Origin of the sequence: Clostridium muellerianum (assembly GCF_012926525.1) — a bacterium.
Classification (GTDB): domain Bacteria; phylum Bacillota; class Clostridia; order Clostridiales; family Clostridiaceae; genus Clostridium_AM; species Clostridium_AM muellerianum.
The window spans coordinates 1-21,524 of record NZ_JABBNI010000047.1 but is presented as its reverse complement, the minus strand read 5'-3'; the positions used below and the strand labels follow the sequence as shown (position 1 = coordinate 21,524).

The following is a 21,524-nucleotide window of genomic DNA, read 5'->3' as shown; positions in this document are numbered from 1 at the left end:
TCAAAGGGGTATAATTGCACAAAATATTCTAATATACTGACTTGTTATATTTCTAAATATGCCTTATTCATGAATTTTCATAAATTCTTCTAAAGTTATATTGCCATATAATTTAAGTCCTTCTATTATATCTTCCTCATAAATTATATCAACAACTTTCATATCATTATCCAAAACAGTGAACATATTATATTTATTTTTGTCAAACAACCCCATAACGCCTAATAGGTCCTTTTTATAGTATACACATATATTCTTATTTTCTATATAACCTTTATTTATAAACTTATACTTCTTTTTTATAATATCTCCCATAATTATATATGATATCCTTTCCTTTTCTTTAAACGATGATATTATTATAAATAATCCTATAATACCGATATTAAAATTATTAATTCCTTTTAAAAACAACAATATATAAATGAACATAAGAAAAGCACCTATAACAATACTTATATTTATCATGAGTTTATTTGCTTTTCTATAAGAATGTTTGAAATATAATATATCCCTTAATATTCTGCCTCCATCTAACGGAAATGCTGGTATTAGATTAAAAAGTCCTATGGCTAGATTTCCTGCAAACAACATATAAGTTTCATTGGAGTTAAATTGTTTGTTTATAAAATAGAAAATCACAGCTAATATCAAATTAGATACCGGTCCAGATAAAGATATAATCAAATCTTCTCTGGGAGTTGCATCATCCAATTCCTTAAACTTAAGTGAAGCTCCAAAAGCTATTAATTCCACACCAAAACCCGTAAATTTATAATGTTTCGCAGTTAAATAATGAACACTCTCATGAATTATTACAATAAAAAAGGCATACATAAGTTTTCCCTTATATCCTATAATAATTAAAAATAGAATATAAGGGATAAAATACTTACTTACTCTAATCACACTACTACCCCTACACATTAATTCCCCACTTTACCAAAATACTCATTAGGATTTTCATTTTGTCCCATATATAAAAGCTCAAAATGAAGATGTGGCCCAGTAGATTTGCCTGTATTTCCAGTTTTGGCTATAACCTTACTTTTTTTGACCACATCTTCTTTCTTTACAAGTAATTCGTTTAAGTGACAATATTTAGTTTCTACTCCATTTCCATGATCAATTAAAATGTATTTCCCATTCTCAGCATCTTCACCGCATTCCTTAACCTTTCCATCATAACAAGCTTTCACATCCGTATTTAGTTTGGCATCTAAATCTATTCCTGAATGAAATTTATTTTTTTTAGTTATAGGATCTTCTCTATATCCAAAAGTAGAAGTTTCTGTTCCCTGTATGGGCATAATAAACTGCTTTTTTATCTTGCTCTGTATACTGTCTGTTCCTGTAACCTTACTTCTAACATCTCCAATGCTGTTAATTATATCATCTTGAAGTTTTCTCAAATCCAGCTTCTTAGTTCTACTAAAAAAAACCTTATAGTCGTAATTTTCATTTAATACTTCCTTAGAATAATTGTATACTGACATTGTTTTAGTATTATGTACCGCTTTACATACTATAACAAAAACAAAAAGTATAAAAACTCCTACTAGATCTCTAATGATCCTCCTTGTCCAATAATTTTCTAAGTTGTTCTCCTTTTTATCAGCTGTAAAGCTATTATTATAACTAGGTAAATATGTAGCTCGGCTTTTCTTCCTTAAAGAATTATAATAATTTTCATATTCAGAGTTATAACTTCCCATAGTAAAACGGTCCCCCAATTTTAAATATATTAAGCACTACACTAAAGCACTTAATATATATATACTTTTATGTTTATTCTTTTATGATAGCTATAAACATAATTTCTATATTTACAAATAACCGAGCTTTTTTAGAGGACAGAGGACAATTGACATAGGACAGTGAATGAGGATTTTTCTTCGCTTCACTACGAAAAATCTTTAACTAAATTTCCGATGACTCATTTCGCTAAAGCGAAATATTGCTGATCTATATAAATTTGGAGCTTGTTTGCATTAGCAAAACAAGCGTAAAAATAAATTAGTTTTCTGACGTAAGGAAGAAAACTCACCTTCATTGTCCTCTGTCCTCTGTCAAATGTCCTCTGTCAAATGTCCTCTGACTTTGTCCTCTCAAAAAATAAAAAACCTTAACTCACACAGTTAAGGTTTTTACTATTTTTACTTTTAAGATTCATGAGCTTTAAGAGCTTTTGCAAAAATTTCTGCTGAACCTATATTTGTAGCAAGTGGAATACAGTGAACATCACATATTCTAAGTAATGCTGAAACATCAGGTTCATGAGGTTGTGCTGTAAGAGGATCTCTTAAAAAAATTATAAAATCCATATTTCCTTCAGCAACTTTTGCTCCTATTTGTTGGTCTCCCCCTAAAGGTCCAGAAAGAAATCTGTGAACCTTTAATCCTACAATTTCAGTTATAATTCTTCCTGTTGTTCCCGTAGCAAATAATTCATGATCTTTAAATACATCTTTATATCTTCTCACAAATTCTACTATATCATCTTTCTTTTTGTCATGTGCAATAAATGCAATTCTCATTGTCAAATCCCCCTAAAAGTTAATTTTCTTTCTTCTCATTCCTACATTTAAAATAATTGCTACCCCAATAAAACTTGTTACCATGGAACTACAGCCATAGCTCATAAATTGTAGTGCAATACCTGATACAGGTGCCATTTGTATTGTCATTCCTATATTTTGGTATATAGAAAACATTAACGAAGATACAAATCCCACACAGAGCATTGATCCAAATATATCCTTTGAATTTTTACCCGTACTTATAAATTTATATATCAATATACCATATAGAAGTAAAAGTACTAAAGCACCAATAAGTCCCCATTCTTCACCTAATGCTGAAAATATGAAATCTGTATGCTGTTCTGGAATATATCCTCCTGCTACTTGAGTTCCTTTTAAAAATCCTTTTCCCCAAAGTCCACCTGAACCTATTCCTACTAATGATTGTCCAACCTGAAATCCTATTCCTAAATCATCTGATTGTGAACTTATAAATGATGTCAATCTAGCCTTCCAGTACTCTTGCATTAATGGTGAATTCCAAATACCTGCAATAAGTACTACTAAGCCTGCAAGTCCACCACCTATTACTTTTAAATTTAATCCTGCTGCAAAATATATTCCAAGCACAATAAAGAAACATAACATAGTCATACCCATATCAGGCTGTTTTACTATTAAAAGCATAGGAATTACAGCATAAACTGTTAATTTGAAAAAGTTTTTCAAATTATTTATGTTTCCTTCCATAACCTGAAGTTGCTTTGCTAGCATTATAATCAGCCCTATTTTGGCAAATTCTGAAGGCTGAAACTGAAATCCAAAAATTTGTATCCAAGACGCTGCTCCATTAACAGTTGATTTAAACATAGGAATAACATTTAACACCAACAAAAATATTCCAAACCAATAAATTATACTAGCATAATTTTCAAGAATAGAATAATCAAACAATAAAATTATATAAGTTAATATTAATCCTAGTACTAAACCCATTAGTTGTTTTTGTAAATAATGACTTCCAACTGTCAAACGACTAGCACTATATATATTTAAGCAGCCAAATATCGATATAAGTATTACTGTGATAATTGATATGAAATCTAATTCTTTTAAAAGCTTTTTCTCTATGGTAATCTTTCCTAGCATATTTTTTATCCCTCCAATATCAATATGATTATACCACATGCGGGGAAAAAAGCTACGCTCATTTTAATTAATTTACATATAAGTAACTTATTTATCTATTTTCATTCTTTTTATTGGTATACTTGCAATTAGCGCAGGCGAATCACCTTCTACCTGATCCATTTTAGTCATTTTTACATCTACATCACCATCATCAATTTCAACATATTTAGACAATACTTTAAGTATATCTTCCTTAATTGAATTCAGTAATTCTGGTGACATATTAGATCTATCATGTATTAAAATAAGCTTCAATCTTTCTTTAGCTACATCCTTTGAGGAGGATTTTTGGGAAAAAAACTTAAACAAATCCATCTAACCTACCTCCTACTTAATACCAAATAATTTTTTTATTCCTGAAAATAATCCTTCTTGATTAGCACTTAAATCCATAAAGGGTACCTTTTCACCTTCTATTCTTTTAGCTATATTTCTAAATGCTTGTCCTGCATTAGCTTTATTATCTAAAACAATAGGTTCTCCTTTATTGGTGCAGACAGTTATATGTCTATCATCAGGAACTATACCAATAAGTTCTATGGCTAAACTATCTAGTATATCATTTACATCTAGCATGTTGCCATTTTTAACCATATCAAAATTTATTCTATTTACTATTAGTTGATGATTATCCAATCCTTTAGCATCTAATTTCCCAATAACTCTATCTGAATCTCTTACAGACGTAACTTCTGGATTTACCACAATTAGCGCTCTATCAGCACCAACTATAGCATTTTCAAATCCCTGTTCAATTCCAGCAGGGCAATCTATAATAACATAATCAAATTCCTTTTTTAGTTCAGATATTAACTTCACCATTTGTTCTGTTTTTATATCATCTTTATCTCTAGTTTGAGCTGTAGGCAAAAGATATAAGTTAGGTAGTCTCTTGTCTTTAATAAGAGCCTGCTTTAATCTACATTTATCCTCTACTACATCTAATAAAGTAAAAACTATTCTATTTTCAAGTCCCATCAAAACATCAAGATTTCTAAGACCTGTATCTCCATCAACTACTACAACACTTTTACCTAGTGATGCAAGTCCAGTTCCAATATTAGCTGTAGTGGTGGTTTTTCCTACTCCACCTTTGCCTGATGTTACTACAATAGCTTCTCCCATTTACACTACCTCCATTAAATAAATTTATTAGGCAAATACTTACTTTTATTTATCAATTACTTTTAATAAAACACTGACAAATTAATTATACTAAACATCTTTACAATTATCCACAATATATTACAACATCTGTAATTTATAATACTCAAATATAGATACCAAACTAAAGATTTGCTTATTTTACCATTTAACATAGCTGACAGTGGACATCTTTCTAGTTGAGACCTACGTTGCATTATGATTAAATAACAAAGTACAAATATAAAATATTAAGATTATAATTCTTTGATGTTTAAACTTTCAACTTTTTTAAAGCTTTGCTTCAATAAAATTTAATATAAGATTCTTATATGAACTTATTAGGTAAATATGGTTCTACAATTATAGTCCCTCCTTTTACCTTAGCAACCTCTGGATATTGAGGTTTAGTACTATCTTCAGGTGACCTGGTCATTACGTTTGCAATTTGAAGTATTTCAGGTTGAAGATAAAATGCTGCTACAACCGCTTTATCATTTCCTCCAAAACCTGCATGAGCATATCCTTTTAGAGAACCTAAAACTATTATATTTCCGCCTGCATATATTTCAGAACCTGCATTTACATCTCCAATTATAACTACATTTCCCGGGTAATTTATAATCTGACCACTTCTTATAGTTCTTCTTAAGAATTTTGTACGTCCTTCATAAATTCCCGAAAAAACCTTATTGGTCTTTTCTTCTTTGTCTTCCAAAATACAATCTTTTATTAAAAATTGTTCAAATAAAACATCTTTCAGTTTTCTAAAATCTTTTTCAGTTATATATTTAAGTTCAGTGGTTATTTTCAAAGTACTTCCTTTATAAAAAACTTTACCTTTCGACAACCTCTCCGTTAAATTTTCGAGCATTTCGTCAAAATCTTTAAACTTATTCATATTAATAATAGCATTTATTCCATCTCTATTACCCTTAATTATAACATTGTTCTCCACCATATTAGACCTCCACAACTCTCCCAAGTCACCTTAATGTAATATTTCAACATTGAAATTTCAAATCCTTCTAAATCAATTTTATTTTAAAAAAAAGATATATACAAGCATTTTTTGCTTATATATATCTTTTAATTACAAATTCAACTTTCAAAACTTAAAAATAATCATTTTAATTATTTTCATTAGCTTTACTTACTACCGTACTACTATTATTTAACTTATTAAAATACGCCTCATAAATATCCCTTGCTGCATAAGCAGATCCGGCTCCCTGACCGCCATCAAATATCATAACGCATACAGCAATTTTAGGATTTTGTAAAGGTGCAAATCCAACATATACAGCAAAGTCAGTTCTTCCAAAAGTTTCTTGATCATTCAAACTTGCTGTACCTGTTTTTCCTGCTGTTTTTATACTAAATCCATTAAAAACCTGTGATGCAGTACCTCTTTCATTAACTGCAGCCATTCCAGCTTTAACTGCCTCTATATTTTCCGCGCTAACTCCTGTTTTTCCTATAACTTCAGGTTTAACCTGTTCAATTAACTTTCCATCAGCATCTAAAAATTTATCTACAAGATGTACACTATACCTTGTTCCTCCATTTGCAATAGTTGCAATATAATTTGCAAGTTGAACTGGAGTAAATTCATCCATGCCCTGACCAATAGATGCAAAATACAATGGTGCTCCTACTTTAGTTTGACTATAAGCGTCAGAAACTGTCCTATAATAAATATAGTTTATTATAGAATTTATTTCTTTTTCACTTATTTCTTTTCCATTATACTCTGTATCTAACTGTATTAACCTGTTAATTAAACTCTTATAATTTTCTTTATTAAAAGCTTTATCTCCATCCTTTATTGCACTTTGTATTTGTTTCTTTATATCACTTTTTAAATTCTTAACTTTATCTGAATCTCCACTTCTATCATATAAATCTATAGATGTGAATTTTCTTCCTTTATCATCTTCTCCACATTTTAATTCCTGCATAGCTTTCCATAAATATGTTTGAGCATACTGATTTTTTTGTGACCAGCTATTAAATACCTGGCCAAAGGCTTCAGATATTTCTATACCTGTAGCTGGCTTTACATTAGACTTAGGATCAGCCCCTAAACCAAATTTCCATGCATATTTAGCTAACTGATCATCATCGAAATACTTTCTTAAAAGTTTACCTACCTCCATAAAGTATGGATTACTGGATCTTTCTATAGCTCGTGTTAGATCAACCCAACGATTAGCTCCATCTAACTTAAATGGTATAATATTTCCTCCTCCTATATCATAGAACCCTTGATCATCTACACCAAAATCTGGAGTTATTACTTTACTTTCAAGTCCTGCAATTGCTGTCATAGGTTTAAAAGTAGATCCTGGAGGTACTCTTGATTGAGTAGCATAATTGAATAGAGGTTTAGGGCACACATCATGAATATCCTGTCTTACTGTTTTACCTTTTACACTTTTATCTATAGGAAATAACTTATTTAATACATCATCTTCACTTTGTTCTGAAAAATAACTCATAAGACCCATTCTTTGAATATATTCTCTTCCAAATTCATTTATATCAGGATAATATTTTTTATATAACTCCGAAGATAACCCACCTGGAGCTGCAAAAGCATTAGGATCAAATCCTGGTCTGCTTGCTAGAGCTATTACAGCACCAGTATTTACATCTATAGCCACAGCTGCTCCTCTTGTAGCATTAGATGTATTAGAGCCTTCCTGTGCATTAGGATGTTCTCTTAAATATTTCATTCTATCATCTAATGCTTTTTCTGTAGCTGCCTGCACATCTTTATCTATAGTAAGCTGAACTGTTTGGCCTGGATAAGGATCTCTTTTGCCAAGCTCTTCAAGTATTCTTCCCTGTTTGTTAAGTTTAGCAATTTTTCCACCTTTAGACCCCTTAAGTCTATCTTCAAAAGCAGCTTCAATTCCAGATTTCCCTATGCAATCTGTATTAACATCATAATCTTTTTCTGTATACTTATCATTATTGGAACCTATTTTTGATACATACCCCAAAATTGAAGATGCCACTTCTCCATTAGGATAAGTTCTCATAGGTTGTGTAGTTACATATATCCCATGAAACTCATTTAAAAGTTCAAAAAACTTAAATGCAGTTTCCTTCTTTATATTGTTTGCAACTATTACTGGTTTATATCCTGAAAAACTATTCATTTTTAATGTATCTTTTATTATCATAAACCTTCTCTGCTGATCTATAGAATATTTTTTATCATCAATTTCATATTGCTTAACAAGCTTCTTAAAAGTTTCTTCTGGCGTTATTTTAAGAAGCTCTTCATCAATTTTTGCCTTTTCTGCCTTTGTAAGCTCTCCCTTTTTACCTTTATACAAATTCTTTTTTATTTCATATGCAAGTCCTCTATCGGTTTTAAATTTTATTTCAAGTGTCCTTTTAGTTTCCTCATCATCACCTCTAAATTGAAAACTAAATGGATTTAGTTTAAGTTCAAAATCATCTTTTTGAGTTTCCCCATTTTTATCAAGAAGATCAAATACTTTACTCATAGTATCAAAAAAGTATTTATCACTTTCATCTGTTTGATTATAAACTAAAATATAAGTTTGATCATTTGAAGCTAGTACTGAACCATTTTTATCTAAAATCTTTCCTCTCGGTGCAGCATCAGGTATTTCTATTATGGACTTATTATTTGATTTTTCTTTATACACCGGTCCATCAAGAATTTGAAGGACAAACAATCTTGCAGAAATAGACGCAAATATAATTAACATAATTACTATTAAAGCAGTATATCTAGTAAACCTTTTTTCTTTTCCCTCAGACATTAAATCATCCTTCCTTTAAATTTTGTAAAACTATAATATTTATATAAAAACGTATACATATAATAAATAACATAATATGTATAATAATTCAATAATAATTAAAAAATTCCTTCTATTTAAAATAATAAAAAAAGATATACGTAAGCACTTCCACTTACATATATCTTATCTAATTATCCAATAATTATTTTAATTGTTGTCTGATGCAGCTGTATTATTTGAGTCACTGTTAGTATTTGACTTGGTGTTAGTGTTTATTTTAAAGTATGATTCATACATACTTCTTGCAACATAAGCTGCTCCACTACCGTGACCACCATCATACAACATAACACAGACAGCTATTTGAGGTTTATCTGAAGGTGCAAATCCAACATAAACTGCTGTATCTGTTCTTCCAAAATCCCCCTGATCATTAGCTATAGTTGCTGTACCTGTTTTTCCTGCTGTTGGTATAGTGAAACCTTGAAATGCTTGTGCTGCAGTACCTTTTTCATTAACTGCATTCATTCCAGCTTTAACTGCTTCTAAAGTTTCAGGTTTAACCCCTGTTTTTTCTGCAACTTCAGGCTTTACTTGTTCAATTAACTTTCCATTTGCATCTAAAAATTTATCTACAAGATGTACACTATATCTTGTTCCACCATTAGCAATAGTTGCAATATAGTTTGCTATTTGAACCGGAGTAAATGCATCTATACCTTGTCCTATAGAAGCATCATACATACTGAATCCTGCTCTAATCTGACTATTAGCATCAGAAACTGTTACATAATAAATAGCACTTATCATAGACTTTATTTCTTTTTCACTTATATTTTTATCCTTATATTGAGGATCTGTCTGTATTAAACTGCTAATTAAACTTTTATAAGTATCCTTATTAAAAGCCTTCTCTCCATCTTTTATTGAACTTTGTATCTGCTTCTTTATATCACCTTTTATGCTCTTAATCTTACTTGAATCGCTATCTCTATCATATAAATCTATAGGTGTAAACTTATTTCCTCTATCATCTGAGCCAGCTTTTAGCTTTTCCATAGTTGTCCATAAATAAGTTTGAGAATAACTATTCTTTAAAGACCAGAGGTTATATACTTGTCCAAATGCTTCTGGTATTTCTATTCCTGTAGATTTTTTAGAATCTGAAGTAGGATCAGCTCCCAAACCAAATTTCCATGCATACTTAGCAAGAATATCATCACCATATTGATTTCTAAGCATTTTACCTACAGTCATGAAATATGGGTTACTTGATTTTTCTATAGCTTTTGCTAAATCTACCCATCCATTTGGGCCATCATTTCTAAAATATACTCTTCCAGACAGTCCGCCACCTTTATCAAAGTACATTTCATCATCAACACCAAAATCCGGAGTTATTACTCCACTTTCAAGACCTGCAATTGCTGTCATCATTTTGAAAGTAGATCCCGGCATAGATCTTGATTGAGTAGCATAATTAAATAATGGTTTCGGTAATATATCTTTAGCATCCTGTCTTACTGTTTTACCTTTTACACTCCTATCCACAGGAAATAATTTATTTAATGTATCTTCTTCACTTTCTCCTGAAATACCCATTCTTTCAATGTATTCTTTTCCTTCTTCAGTTACATCTGGATAGTATTTATTATATAGATCCGAAGATAGTCCCCCTGGCGCTGCAAAAGCATTTGGATCAAAACCTGGCCTGCTTGCTAGTGCTATTACGGCGCCTGTATTTACATCTATAGCCACCGCTGCTCCTCTAGTAGCATTCGCCGTATAAGAACCTAATTGTTCAGAAGGATTTGCTCTTAAATAGTTCATTCTGTCATCTAACGCCTTTTCTGTAGCTGCCTGTACATCCTTATCTATTGTAAGCTGAACTGTTTGACCAGGATAAGGATCTCTTTTCCCAAGTCGTTCAAGTATTCTTCCTTGCTTGTTAAGTTTTACAATCTCTCCACCTTTAGATCCCTTAAGTCTATCCTCAAAAGCAGCTTCAATTCCAGATTGACCTACATAATCCGTACTAGTATCATATCCTTTTTCTGCATACTTATCATCCCCTGCACCTATCTTGGATATATATCCTAAAACAGAAGATGCTACCTCTCCATTTGGATAACTTCTCATAGGTTGGGTAGTTACATCTATTCCAGGAAAATCATTTAACAATTGATAAAATTTGAATGCAGTATCCTTCTTTATATTGTTTGCGACTACAGCTGGCTTATAGCCTGAAAAACTGTTCATTTTTAATGTATCTTTTATTATCATAAATCTTCTTTGCTGATCTATTGTATATTTTTTATCATCAATTTTATACTGTTTAACAAGCTTTTTAAAAGTTTCTTCTGGTGTTATCTTAAGAAGCTCTTCATCAACTTTTGCCTTTTCCGCCTTTGTAAGCTCACCTTTTTTGCCCTTATATAACTTATTTTTTATTTCATCTGCAAATCCTCTATCGGTTTTAAATTTTATTTCAAGTGCTCTTTTAGTTTCCTCATCATCACCTCTGAATTGAAAACTAAATGGATTTATTTTAAGTTCAAAATCATCTTTTTGAGTTTCACCATTCTTATCAAGAAGATCAAATACCTTACTCATAGTATCAAAAAAGTGTTTATCACTTTCATCTGTTTGATTGTAAACTAAAATATAAGCTATATTACTTGAAGCTAATACAGAACCATTTTTATCTAAAATATTTCCTCTTGGTGCTGCCTCAGGTATTTCCCTTATGGACTTGTTGTTTGCCTTTTCTGCGTAGGTTTCACCATCAAGGATTTGAAGAATAACTAACTTTGAGGAAATAGCAGTAAATACAATCACCATAATCACTATTAAAACAGTATAACGAGTAAACTTTTTTTCTTTTTTACCTACCATAAAATCACCATTCCTCTAGAATCTCCATCTTCTCTGCATATATTCCTTTCCACAGAGCCTATAAATTTTCTTGTACATTATAATACTTACAACCATATTGTAAAGACTTATAAAAAGTACATCACTAACCCCAGTATATATTTTGTTTAAATACAATGTTAAAAACACTATTAAACCCTTTAATAGACTCAAAAGAAAACATGAACCTATAGGAATCATACTTTTTTTCTTAAATATATTTTCTCCTATGACTCCTGCTATTAAACACATAATCATATTAAGTAATGTATTTATTCCAAATGCATTTATAAAATATACATCCTGGAGCATACCACAAAAAACTCCCAGCCATAAACCTTCCCATTTCCCGTTTACAATAGAATAACATATACAGAACACTAAAAGTAAGCTGGGATATATGGTTTTGATAGCTAAAAATGGCATAACTACATTATCTAACATGAAAAATAAAATTGATAAAAGAAATAGCACTAATATTTTTTTCATTTATATCACCTTATTGTTTCACATCTATTTTGTTTTTAGGTATAACTATAGAAACCTTCTCAATTTTGTTAAAATCCACATATGGCTTAATAACAGCATTTTTCATTACTTTACCCTTATCATCTTCTACCTCTGTTACAGTTCCTATTCTAATACCTTTAGGATAATTACCTACATCTTCAGCTGTAGAACCAGATGTTACTACTGCATCTCCAACCTTTACCTTAGAAGCCTGAGGAAGATAATATAATTTAGCAAACAATTCATTATTGTTATCCTTATATCCTCTAACTATTCCATTATCGTTGGTACTTTCTAGTATTCCACTTACTGCAAGATTTTCATTACCTAATGTCTGAATTATAGCCCAGTTGCTTCCTACAGAAGTTACCTGACCTACTAATCCTTCACCTGTTATAGCTATACGCTGCTTTTCTATACCATCTTTACTGCCTTTATTTATGATAAATTGATCTAATATTCCATTTCCGCTCTTTCCTATTATGTCACAACCTATGTAGTTATAATCTGAATTCTGCTCTTTAAAATTAAGCATCTTTTTAAATTCTGTATTCTCGCTTTTAATTGAATTATACTCAATAAGCTTTTTTTCAAGCTCACTATTTTTCTTTTTCAAATCTTCATTTTCTCTTTTTACATTTGAAAAATTAAAAATAAACCCTATGGATTGTTTAATCTTACTATTAAAACCATAAATACCACCTTGTATTGGATTAAAGGTAAAGCCTATCCCATTGCCTAAGAAAAACATTTTATCTCTCTTGATACTTTGTGAAATTAAAACTAAAAATGTAACTGACAGTACTACAATAGTTACCGCCAGTTTATTTCTAAAAATCTTCATATTCTTTATATACTATTTTCTGCTAGCTATTATTTTGTCAATAGTATCTAATGCTTTTCCTGCACCAAGTGCAACACAATCAAGAGGAGATTCTGCTATATGAACAGGCATATGGGTTTCTTTATTTATAAGCTGATCCAATCCTTTAAGCATTGCACCGCCTCCTGCAAGCATAATTCCTTTATCCATAACATCGGAAGCAAGTTCAGGTGGTGTTTTTTCTAAAGTAGTTTTAATAGAATCTATTATTTGAGATACTGGCTCTTTTAAAGCTTCTCTTACTTCACTTTCAGTAATGTTTACAACTTTAGGAAGACCTGATATTAAATCTCTTCCTTTTATCTCCATAGTTTCATCTTCTCCAATATCAAAAGCTGAACCTAAGTTTATCTTAACATTTTCTGCTGTTCTTTCTCCTATCATAAGACTATATTCTTTCTTAATATAATTTATAATAGCGTGATCTAATTCATCTCCAGCTACTCTTAAAGACTTGCTTGTAACAATACCACCAAGAGATATTATTGCAACTTCAGTAGTACCTCCTCCGATATCTACTATCATGCTTCCTGTTGGTTCATTTACTGGAAGTCCTGCTCCTATAGCAGCTGCCATAGGTTCTTCCATAAGTAATACTTCTCTAGCACCTGCCTGCTTTGTTGCTTCGTCTATAGCTCTTTTTTCAACTTCAGTAACTCCTGATGGAAAACATATAACTATTCTTGGGCTTGTAAATGCAGACTTAGGACTTACTTTTTCTATGAACTTTTTAAGCATAGTTTGAGTAACATCGTAGTCAGCTATTACACCATCTTTTAATGGTCTTATTGCTACTATATTTCCTGGAGTTCTTCCTATCATTTGCTTTGCTTCTTCACCAACAGCAAGAACCTTCTTAACATCACTATTTATTGCCACAACTGATGGCTCACTAAGTACAATACCTTTTCCCTTAACATATATTAAAGTATTAGCTGTTCCTAAATCAATTCCCATATCTCTAGATATTCCAAAAAATCCCATTTTATTTTCTCCTTTCAACCTTTACACTTCAAACTTTACACTATTCCTTTTTCTTTTAAGCTAATGTACTTTCCATTACCTATAATTAAATGGTCTAAAAGCTCTATGCCCAAAAGTTTACCACATTCCTTTAATCTATTTGTTACACTTATATCCTCATTGCTAGGATGTGGATCTCCTGATGGATGATTATGACACACAATTATAAAAGCACTATTTTTTCTTATAGCATCACAAAACACTTCCCTTGGATGAACTATAGATGAATTCAAGCTTCCAACGGACACATCTTTAATAAACATCACAACATTTTTTGTATTTAACATAATAACCTTTAAATGCTCCTGTTTAAAGTTTTTCATTTCTTCCATAACAAGTTCTGCTGCATCTTTAGGTTTAGATATCTTATACTGTTCTCCATCTCTAAAGGATTTAAATCTTTTAGAAAGTTCTAATAACGCCATAAGTTGTGCTGCTTTTGCTTCTCCAATCCCACTAAGATTCATAAAATCCTCTACTGTTGATTTTAAAAGACCATTTAAGCCTCCAGTTTCTTTTATAACTCTGCTGCTTAAAGTTAGTACATTTTCTTTTCTAGTACCAGATCCTAATATTATAGCTAAAAGTTCAGCATTTGATAGACTTTGCGAACCATATCTTAATAGTCTTTCTCTAGGCCTTTCATTTTCAGGTAAATCCATAATCTTCAATGTTTGTTCCATTAATTAAACTCCCTCTATAGATTTACCCCCATCCCTTTTAACATTTTTGACAATTTATTTAAAGGAAGTCCTACAACATTATAATAGCAACCGTGAATTTCTTCAACAAAAATTCCTCCATAACCTTGAATGCCATAGGAACCCGCTTTATCCTTATGTTCTCCTGTTTCTATGTACTTTTTAATTTCTTCATCTGATAAAGGTGAAAATTTCACTCTTGTACAGACAAAGTCTTTTTTTATGTTTCCCGAGAAGCTATCTAGTAATGTTAATCCAGAATATACTTCATGAATATTTCCGCTTAACATCTTAAGTGTATTAAAAGCATCTTCATCGCTTTTAGGTTTTCCTAGTACTTTTCCATTGAAAGACACAATGGTATCACAACCTATAATTAAAGCTTGATTTTTAACTTTATTTTTAACCCACTGGGCTTTTCCCTGTGCTATGTCCATAACATAGGCCGCACAATCATTTTTAAATTCAACAGTACTTTCATCAAAATCGCTTACGAGTACTGTAAAATCATTTGTTAATCTTTTTATCAGTTCCTGTCTTCTAATGGAAGCTGATGCTAAAATAATATCCATTATATACCTTCCTAATGTCTTTTATATAATATTATAGCCATAATTATGCCAATTATAGTCATAATATTAATATTAAAGTTTAGTCCTAAAGTTACAATCATAACTTTAAGATTTAATGAAATTGGTGTAGACGTTCCTATAGTATAAGAATTTCTCAAAAAACTCAAAAAGCTTAAATTATTCCCTAGTATATCGCCTATAAGGCTTCCACATACCGCTCCTAGGAATATTATAAACCACAAAAAACTTATACTTTTTTCAGCCCCTCTCAAAATAAATCCCCTACCTTAATCACATATCTAGTATAGTTTATCATTTAATAAAAGCATAAACAAGTCCATCATAGTATTGTTTAAAAAAATTTTAATATAATAGATCAAAATATAATAGATTTTATAATTTTATCACAAATATACAAATAGGTTGTCTTAAAATAACAATATATAATATTTAATGATGGAATCCTACTTTCAATTTTAAAAGCTATGAAACTCCATGCATTTTAGCACCTTGGTTTCATAGCTTTTATCTGTATACATTTATATTTTACAATAAGCTAAAAATAACTTTTTAAAATCTGTTTTTCTAAATTATTATTTTTTGCTTCCTACTTTTTTTAATACTTCATATAAATAACTGTAATTTTCCCCTGCTTTATCTTTAGAAATTTCTTTTGGCATTTTATTTACATAATTTTTAAATTGGTTTAATACATCTGCATTTTTACTACTGTTGCTTACATTTTTAAGGGTTAAACACCACTTTTTCAAATCTGCTGTTTGTATAGCTTTAACATCCTTTTCTGAAAGTTTGTTTAGTATTTGTATGTCCGCGCTTACTAATTCAGCTATTTCTGCATCACATACATCTGTTTTATTTATCGTAAATACCATTTTAGAATTATCAACTTTCTGATCGTTAAGCGATTTTACAATTTTTTCACCTTGATCCTCAGCATATATACCAAGTAATACTCTAGTTTTATTATCCTCAGTTACAGTAAACGGAGTACCATAAGGATTTAATAAGTTTTTTTCTGTTTCAACATTATCCTTGTTCTGGTATATTCCTCCCTGTACAACTATAAACTTAATTTCCTGAGAATTTTCTTTACCTATTGTGTTCTTCTGATTTTTTTGATTTGAAGTGTTTTGCACAGTACTCATTTCATTCTTTGAATCTTTTCCACTATTATAATCTGTTGTAAAAACCTGAAAAATTATAGTTGCAAATAAAAAAGCTAAAACAAGTATCAAAAATATAAGCAGAATGAAAGTTTTACTATCCTTTTTCTTTTTTAAATCATATCGTGTGTATTTCATTTTCTCACCCCTAAATTAAATGTTCTACATTATTAATATTTAGGTGCAGGAAAATTTATTCCTATAAAAGAACTATATTCCAACTTTTTTCATAATTATCATATCCTTATACTCATCATGAATTTTATAAAAGTTTTTTACAATTCTTATACTTTTAAATTCTAAGCCTTTCCAAAAATTTATACTCTCTATATCATCTTTTATTATTCTAGTTAAAAATATATTAACTCCATACTCACTATAAAAATACTTCATAATATTTCTTGCAGTTGCATTAGTAAGTTCTGTATTTCTATAATTATCATCAAGGTAGAAAAACCATATCCAGGCTTCACTTGGATTTTTAAATTCTAATCTTCCTTTTAAAATACCTATTAACTTGGAGTTTTTATTTATCTTCAAGAAAAATTCACACTCGCTAATATAACTTTCTAAAAATCTTTCCTTTAAATCATCTGCATCAGTTTCTTCACGTAAAAAACTTTTTTGAAGTTCCATCCACTTTTGTACCTGTTCTAAATCTTCTTTATTTATATTGGATATTTCTATATCATGAAATTTCACTTCAATATCTAACATAAATTCACCTCTTTAATTTACATTTAAAAAACTCTGTTTAATTTAGAAATTCTACATTAGATTTTAAATTCCTTTTATTTTATAAAACATGTAAACATTTACTATAAAAATATGATATCATATTTATATATTTTTCTAGGGGGGAATGTTTTATGATAAGTGTATCGGACAATAAGACTTATTCTAATTTACTGATTTTTAAATTTAAAAATTTTGAAATGAACTATCCAGAAAACATCAAATCTATATTACAATTTTCTGAAAACACAGGGGAGGATAAAGAACTGGAGTGCATTAATACTTTAGGGAAATGTAAATATAAAAATATTTTTGTGCTTGGACTAGGTACTACAGAAGAATTCAATTCAGTAAAACTTTTCAAAACTTTAGGTCATGCTATATTAAAATTAAAAAATTCATTAACTGAATTAGATGTATTACCTACCTTTACAACGGATTTTAACTATACTATAGCCGAAAGTCTTGAAATTTCTTTATATAAATATAATGGAGTAAAAAAGGTAGAAAATAAAATTAAACTTAAAAACATAAATATAATTTCAAAATCCACGGATTCTATAAACAAAGGTTTAACGATAGGTCGAAATATTAACTTTTCACGTCAGCTGGTTAACATGCCAGGCAACTATATAACTCCAAAATACCTTGCCCAGCAATCCGAAAATATTGCTAAGCACGAAAATTTAGACATTGAAATACTGGACAAATATATGTTAAAGCAATTAGGTATGAATTGCATATGCAGCGTAGGTAAAGGAAGTGTCCTTAATCCACGGCTTATTGTCATGCAGTATTTTGGAAACCCCAAAGATAAGAAAATTCTATCCTTAATTGGAAAAGGTGTTACTTTTGACAGTGGTGGTATTTCCTTAAAATCTTCAAAAGGAATGGCAGATATGATATCAGACATGGCAGGTGCCGCATCAGTTTTAGCTGTAATGAAATGTATATCTGCATTGAAACCTAAAAAGAATATACTAGCTTTAATTCCCGTAGTAGAAAATATGCCTTCAGGCTGTGCGTATAAACCTGGTGATGTAATAACTACATACAGTGGGAAAACTGTTGAAGTAACAAGTACAGATGCTGAAGGAAGACTTATTTTATGCGATGCTATATCCTACGCAAAGGAACTTGGATCTACAACTATAATAGACATAGCTACACTTACAGGTTCTTGTTCTAATTTCCTTGGAGATATTAATATAGGACTTTTAAGTAATTCTAATGAACTTGCCTCCGATATCATAAACTGCGGAAAACGCGTAGGTGAGAATTTTTGGAGGCTACCTAACAATATAGAATACATGAATGAATTAAAATCAGAAGCAGCAGACATTAAAAATTCATCGGGCAAATGTGGAGCTATAATAGGTGGTATGTTTTTACAAAGTTTTTGTGAGGACATAAACTTTGCTCATATTGATATAGCAGGTTGTGCTTACAGTTCAAAAGCTACAGCCCCTTATGACAAAGGTTCTAATGCTTTACCTGCAAGAACTCTTATAGAGTATATAATGAAAGATGATAAATAAAGCATATTGCGACACAACTTTTTAGGTGGAGTCCGCATTAAATAGAATTATGCTTACTGCTTCTGAAAAAAATATAGGCGCAATCAAGGCATATAAAAAAGCAAAATTTAAAACAGAAGGAATTATGAAACAAGCATTTTATAGGGAAGGAAATTTTCATGATAAGATTGTTATGGCAATTTTAAGAGAAGAGTGGACTGATTCATAATATTCATATATCACGAATTATGGGTTTATAATTCCACCTATAATTTTTTAAGGTCATATTTCAACATTATATTAAAACCTTAAATAAAAAATAATTATTATGAAAGCTACGTTTTTAAGATAATAGTATATATGTAAACTGAAGTAAGAAGAAACGTTAAGCTGTATGAAGGCTGATATATGTTGTGCAGGAACATTCGAGCAAATTTTAGAAGTTCTTATGCTTGAGATATTGAAAAATGACGTGATTTTTGCCAGGACGGCAAAAGCTCCGAAAGTGACAGGAGGTCACATTTGAGGAGGTAGGCATTTTTTAATATCTCAGGCATTAGAACTTCTTAAATGAAGCGAGTGTTTCTGCACAACATATATCAGCTGAAATACAGCTTAACGTTTCTTCGGTTACTCACAGTTGTGCCACATTTTTTAATTTCTATCTATTCTACTGCTACTAAATCTATTTTTACAACACCATTAATTGATCTAAGTTCTTCAAGTAAATCATTAACTTCAATTTCTAATTTAGATGCATCAAAAGTTATAGTAACACTTGCTACATTATTTATAGGAATATCTTGATTGATTGTAAGTATATTTCCTCTTCTTAAAGCTATTTTATCAAGTATTTTGGATAAAGTACCTGCTTCGTGCGCAAGAACCAGTCCTAATGTAACTTTGTGTCCTGTTATTCCCTCAGACAAAGTAAATACACAATCTTTGTATTTATAGTAAGTACTTCTACTTATTCCTACCTCCTTTACCCCTTCAGAAATATCCTTTACTCTTCCGTTTCTTAATAATTCCTTTAATTTTACAACTTTTATAAATACCTCTGGAAGAATTTTTGTGTCAATTATTAAATGCTTATTATTCATAAAACCCCTCATTTCTGTTTGTACAAAGAATACATTTGTGTTCCTATAACGTAATAAATATTGTTATTAATACTATCATAATTATTGGGCAATTTCAATCTATAAATTTTATCATTATCAATTATTTTAAAATTACTTTTTATTGAGTTTTAATTAAAACATCATTATCCTGCAAAATACTATAGAAACATACTTTTATAATAACACATTTGAAAATATTTTATAATTTAAAGCAACTAATTTTATAAAAAAACACCTAGAGAAATATACTTTCTCTATAGTGCTTTTTTTAATAGGGTTTAAATTAGGTTTAGGGACATTAAAATAAATTTAAAATCTGTATTCACATAATATATGAGCATTTTTTATGCCAACACTTTAAAGCTATAATTCTCAACTTTCTCTTTCCACTTTTATCATAATGATATGAAGATGTAGTTTCAAAATGATAAATCAGTAATATATTTATCATTTTGAAATTACAATTATTCTATTTTCTCAAAATGTATGTTATACTAAATATTGTAATATTCGATTTGATAGTGTAAAGTTTGCTATGAAAAAATAACGCTCAAAAAATATGCTTGTAAGAGCTCATGAGGTTGCTTATTTTTTCAAAGATAAGATTAGGTTGCTATAATCGCCACCCTTGACTGCATGACAAATAAATGCACTGAAGTTATCACCGACGGCGAAGAAACTCAAAAACAGATAGATTTCACCGTCTTGTTCACAGCATTTTAGCATTTATTTGTAACGCCATCAAGGGCAAGCCCGTAGGGTGGCTGGGTATTTGCCTCTGGCTCAAAATCTAAAAACAAATAGCATTTAAGCCACTGGATTTTCTTGCATTTTTAGAATGGTTTCTTGACCAAGATAAATAAGTAATTGCCATTTGGCTGGCATATTGCCAGCATTGCTTAAAATCTCTAACTCGTTTAGTGGTCTCCAGTAGTTATAAGGATGTGGACGTAGAAAATTATAATAGGCAACCCAAAGAGAAACGCCGTAAAGAGCACCATTTTCACTTCCATAACCACATGTAACACGGTAAGAAGATTTGAAGGTGCGATTAAGACGCTCTACTATTTGCTTTACCCAGCGGAACTCTTCAGATACAGCATCATCATTAGTAAGGCCTATAACTTGTGTAACATCAAAGTCCCAGCCATTTTGTATTTTACATTGTTGGCTGGCAAGAGGATATGCACTATATCCATCTGCAATGAACTTCAAGGCTTTACCTGGAAAGGTTTTGAACTTTTCAAAAGCCATACGCATAGTTAGAATACAAGGACCTACAGCTCTAGTATCAGATACTTGATAGCCTAATATGGACTTTTTACAAGCATCCATGATAATCCAAACGTAGTGTCTTATACCTTTAACTTTGATATATGTTTCATCAGCAGAAAGAATATTAGAAGGTTTATAGTCAAAGGTATCAACAAAAGGCTTTATAACTGCGGCAGCAGTCATAGCATACTTTGCTACCATGGTATGTGAAATCTTTATTCCATGTACTTCTTCCATAGCATGAGCTGTTTGTCTAGTAGATAATTTAAGATTTACGTGATAAGTAAGGCAAAGTCCCATAATGTGAGCATTGAACTTCCTATACTTAAAGTTAATCGCTCTAGAAGAAAGTTCATGTAAGTCCATCTTAAAAAAATCTATAGTAAATTCACGATAGATGTAGTGGAGTTTGTATTTATATTTATCAACAGTTTCTAAATCTTTAG

General features: G+C 30.4%; 21 protein-coding genes. 2 read left to right on the top strand and 19 right to left on the bottom strand.

Features of this window, described 5'->3' with window-relative positions:
* Positions 1-63: 63 nt before the first annotated feature.
* From HBE96_RS18200 to HBE96_RS18120, 17 genes are all read right to left on the bottom strand, one after another.
* Complete coding sequence (locus HBE96_RS18200; RefSeq protein ID WP_169299138.1) at positions 64-909, bottom strand: site-2 protease family protein; 846 nt, start codon at positions 907-909, stop codon at positions 64-66.
* Between the two features lie 17 nt (positions 910-926).
* Entirely contained in the window at positions 927-1,715 is a 789-nt protein-coding gene (locus tag HBE96_RS18195; protein WP_169299137.1) for a M23 family metallopeptidase, read from the bottom strand.
* 447 nt (positions 1,716-2,162) lie between these two features.
* Positions 2,163-2,537, bottom strand: coding sequence for a methylglyoxal synthase (gene mgsA / locus HBE96_RS18190; protein WP_169299136.1), 375 nt, complete (start codon positions 2,535-2,537; stop codon positions 2,163-2,165).
* A 12-nt stretch (positions 2,538-2,549) separates the two neighbouring features.
* On the bottom strand, positions 2,550-3,671 hold the full coding sequence (gene rodA, locus HBE96_RS18185) for a rod shape-determining protein RodA (protein WP_169299135.1): 1,122 nt from the start codon (positions 3,669-3,671) through the stop codon (positions 2,550-2,552).
* Positions 3,672-3,758: 87 nt separating this feature from the next.
* The gene (gene minE / locus HBE96_RS18180; RefSeq protein WP_169299134.1) at positions 3,759-4,028 is read right to left on the bottom strand and encodes a cell division topological specificity factor MinE; all 270 of its coding nucleotides are present in this window, start codon (positions 4,026-4,028) and stop codon (positions 3,759-3,761) included.
* Positions 4,029-4,040: 12 nt separating this feature from the next.
* The gene (gene minD / locus HBE96_RS18175; protein ID WP_169299133.1) at positions 4,041-4,838 is read right to left on the bottom strand and encodes a septum site-determining protein MinD; all 798 of its coding nucleotides are present in this window, start codon (positions 4,836-4,838) and stop codon (positions 4,041-4,043) included.
* 346 nt (positions 4,839-5,184) lie between these two features.
* The gene (minC, locus tag HBE96_RS18170) at positions 5,185-5,817 is read right to left on the bottom strand and encodes a septum site-determining protein MinC (protein ID WP_169299132.1); all 633 of its coding nucleotides are present in this window, start codon (positions 5,815-5,817) and stop codon (positions 5,185-5,187) included.
* A gap of 169 nt (positions 5,818-5,986) precedes the next feature.
* Entirely contained in the window at positions 5,987-8,659 is a 2,673-nt protein-coding gene (locus HBE96_RS18165) for a penicillin-binding transpeptidase domain-containing protein (protein WP_169299131.1), read from the bottom strand.
* 189 nt (positions 8,660-8,848) lie between these two features.
* The gene (locus tag HBE96_RS18160; protein ID WP_169299130.1) at positions 8,849-11,536 is read right to left on the bottom strand and encodes a penicillin-binding transpeptidase domain-containing protein; all 2,688 of its coding nucleotides are present in this window, start codon (positions 11,534-11,536) and stop codon (positions 8,849-8,851) included.
* Between the two features lie 15 nt (positions 11,537-11,551).
* Complete coding sequence (mreD, locus tag HBE96_RS18155) at positions 11,552-12,043, bottom strand: rod shape-determining protein MreD (RefSeq protein WP_169299129.1); 492 nt, start codon at positions 12,041-12,043, stop codon at positions 11,552-11,554.
* Positions 12,044-12,053: 10 nt separating this feature from the next.
* Positions 12,054-12,908 (bottom strand): rod shape-determining protein MreC, encoded by an 855-nt coding sequence (gene mreC / locus HBE96_RS18150; protein ID WP_169299128.1) that lies wholly within the window; start codon positions 12,906-12,908, stop codon positions 12,054-12,056.
* Positions 12,909-12,920: 12 nt separating this feature from the next.
* Positions 12,921-13,931, bottom strand: a complete 1,011-nt coding sequence (locus HBE96_RS18145; protein ID WP_169299127.1) for a rod shape-determining protein — start codon at positions 13,929-13,931, stop codon at positions 12,921-12,923.
* Positions 13,932-13,966: 35 nt separating this feature from the next.
* On the bottom strand, positions 13,967-14,653 hold the full coding sequence (gene radC, locus HBE96_RS18140; protein WP_169299126.1) for a RadC family protein: 687 nt from the start codon (positions 14,651-14,653) through the stop codon (positions 13,967-13,969).
* Between the two features lie 14 nt (positions 14,654-14,667).
* Positions 14,668-15,243, bottom strand: coding sequence for a Maf-like protein (locus HBE96_RS18135; protein WP_169299125.1), 576 nt, complete (start codon positions 15,241-15,243; stop codon positions 14,668-14,670).
* 11 nt (positions 15,244-15,254) lie between these two features.
* On the bottom strand, positions 15,255-15,515 hold the full coding sequence (locus HBE96_RS18130) for a DUF4321 domain-containing protein (RefSeq protein WP_169299124.1): 261 nt from the start codon (positions 15,513-15,515) through the stop codon (positions 15,255-15,257).
* Between the two features lie 321 nt (positions 15,516-15,836).
* The gene (locus tag HBE96_RS18125; RefSeq protein ID WP_169299123.1) at positions 15,837-16,565 is read right to left on the bottom strand and encodes a hypothetical protein; all 729 of its coding nucleotides are present in this window, start codon (positions 16,563-16,565) and stop codon (positions 15,837-15,839) included.
* Positions 16,566-16,637: 72 nt separating this feature from the next.
* Positions 16,638-17,144: a GNAT family N-acetyltransferase gene (locus HBE96_RS18120; RefSeq protein ID WP_169299122.1), complete on the bottom strand. Its 507-nt coding sequence runs from the start codon at positions 17,142-17,144 to the stop codon at positions 16,638-16,640.
* 152 nt (positions 17,145-17,296) lie between these two features.
* Here HBE96_RS18120 and HBE96_RS18115 point away from each other — a divergent pair, with 152 nt between their 5' ends.
* Together HBE96_RS18115 and HBE96_RS18110 are read left to right on the top strand one after the other, a co-directional pair.
* Positions 17,297-18,700 (top strand): leucyl aminopeptidase family protein, encoded by a 1,404-nt coding sequence (locus tag HBE96_RS18115; RefSeq protein ID WP_169299121.1) that lies wholly within the window; start codon positions 17,297-17,299, stop codon positions 18,698-18,700.
* A gap of 25 nt (positions 18,701-18,725) precedes the next feature.
* On the top strand, positions 18,726-18,908 hold the full coding sequence (locus tag HBE96_RS18110) for a GNAT family N-acetyltransferase (protein ID WP_206154994.1): 183 nt from the start codon (positions 18,726-18,728) through the stop codon (positions 18,906-18,908).
* Positions 18,909-19,344: 436 nt separating this feature from the next.
* Here HBE96_RS18110 and HBE96_RS18105 read toward each other — a convergent pair whose 3' ends face one another.
* Together HBE96_RS18105 and HBE96_RS18100 are read right to left on the bottom strand one after the other, a co-directional pair.
* A complete protein-coding gene (locus HBE96_RS18105) occupies positions 19,345-19,782 on the bottom strand; it encodes an ACT domain-containing protein (RefSeq protein ID WP_169299120.1) in 438 nt (145 codons plus the stop codon).
* A gap of 828 nt (positions 19,783-20,610) precedes the next feature.
* Positions 20,611-21,524: DDE-type integrase/transposase/recombinase (locus HBE96_RS18100; RefSeq protein WP_169299119.1), on the bottom strand; the 914-nt coding region annotated here is incomplete at its 5' end.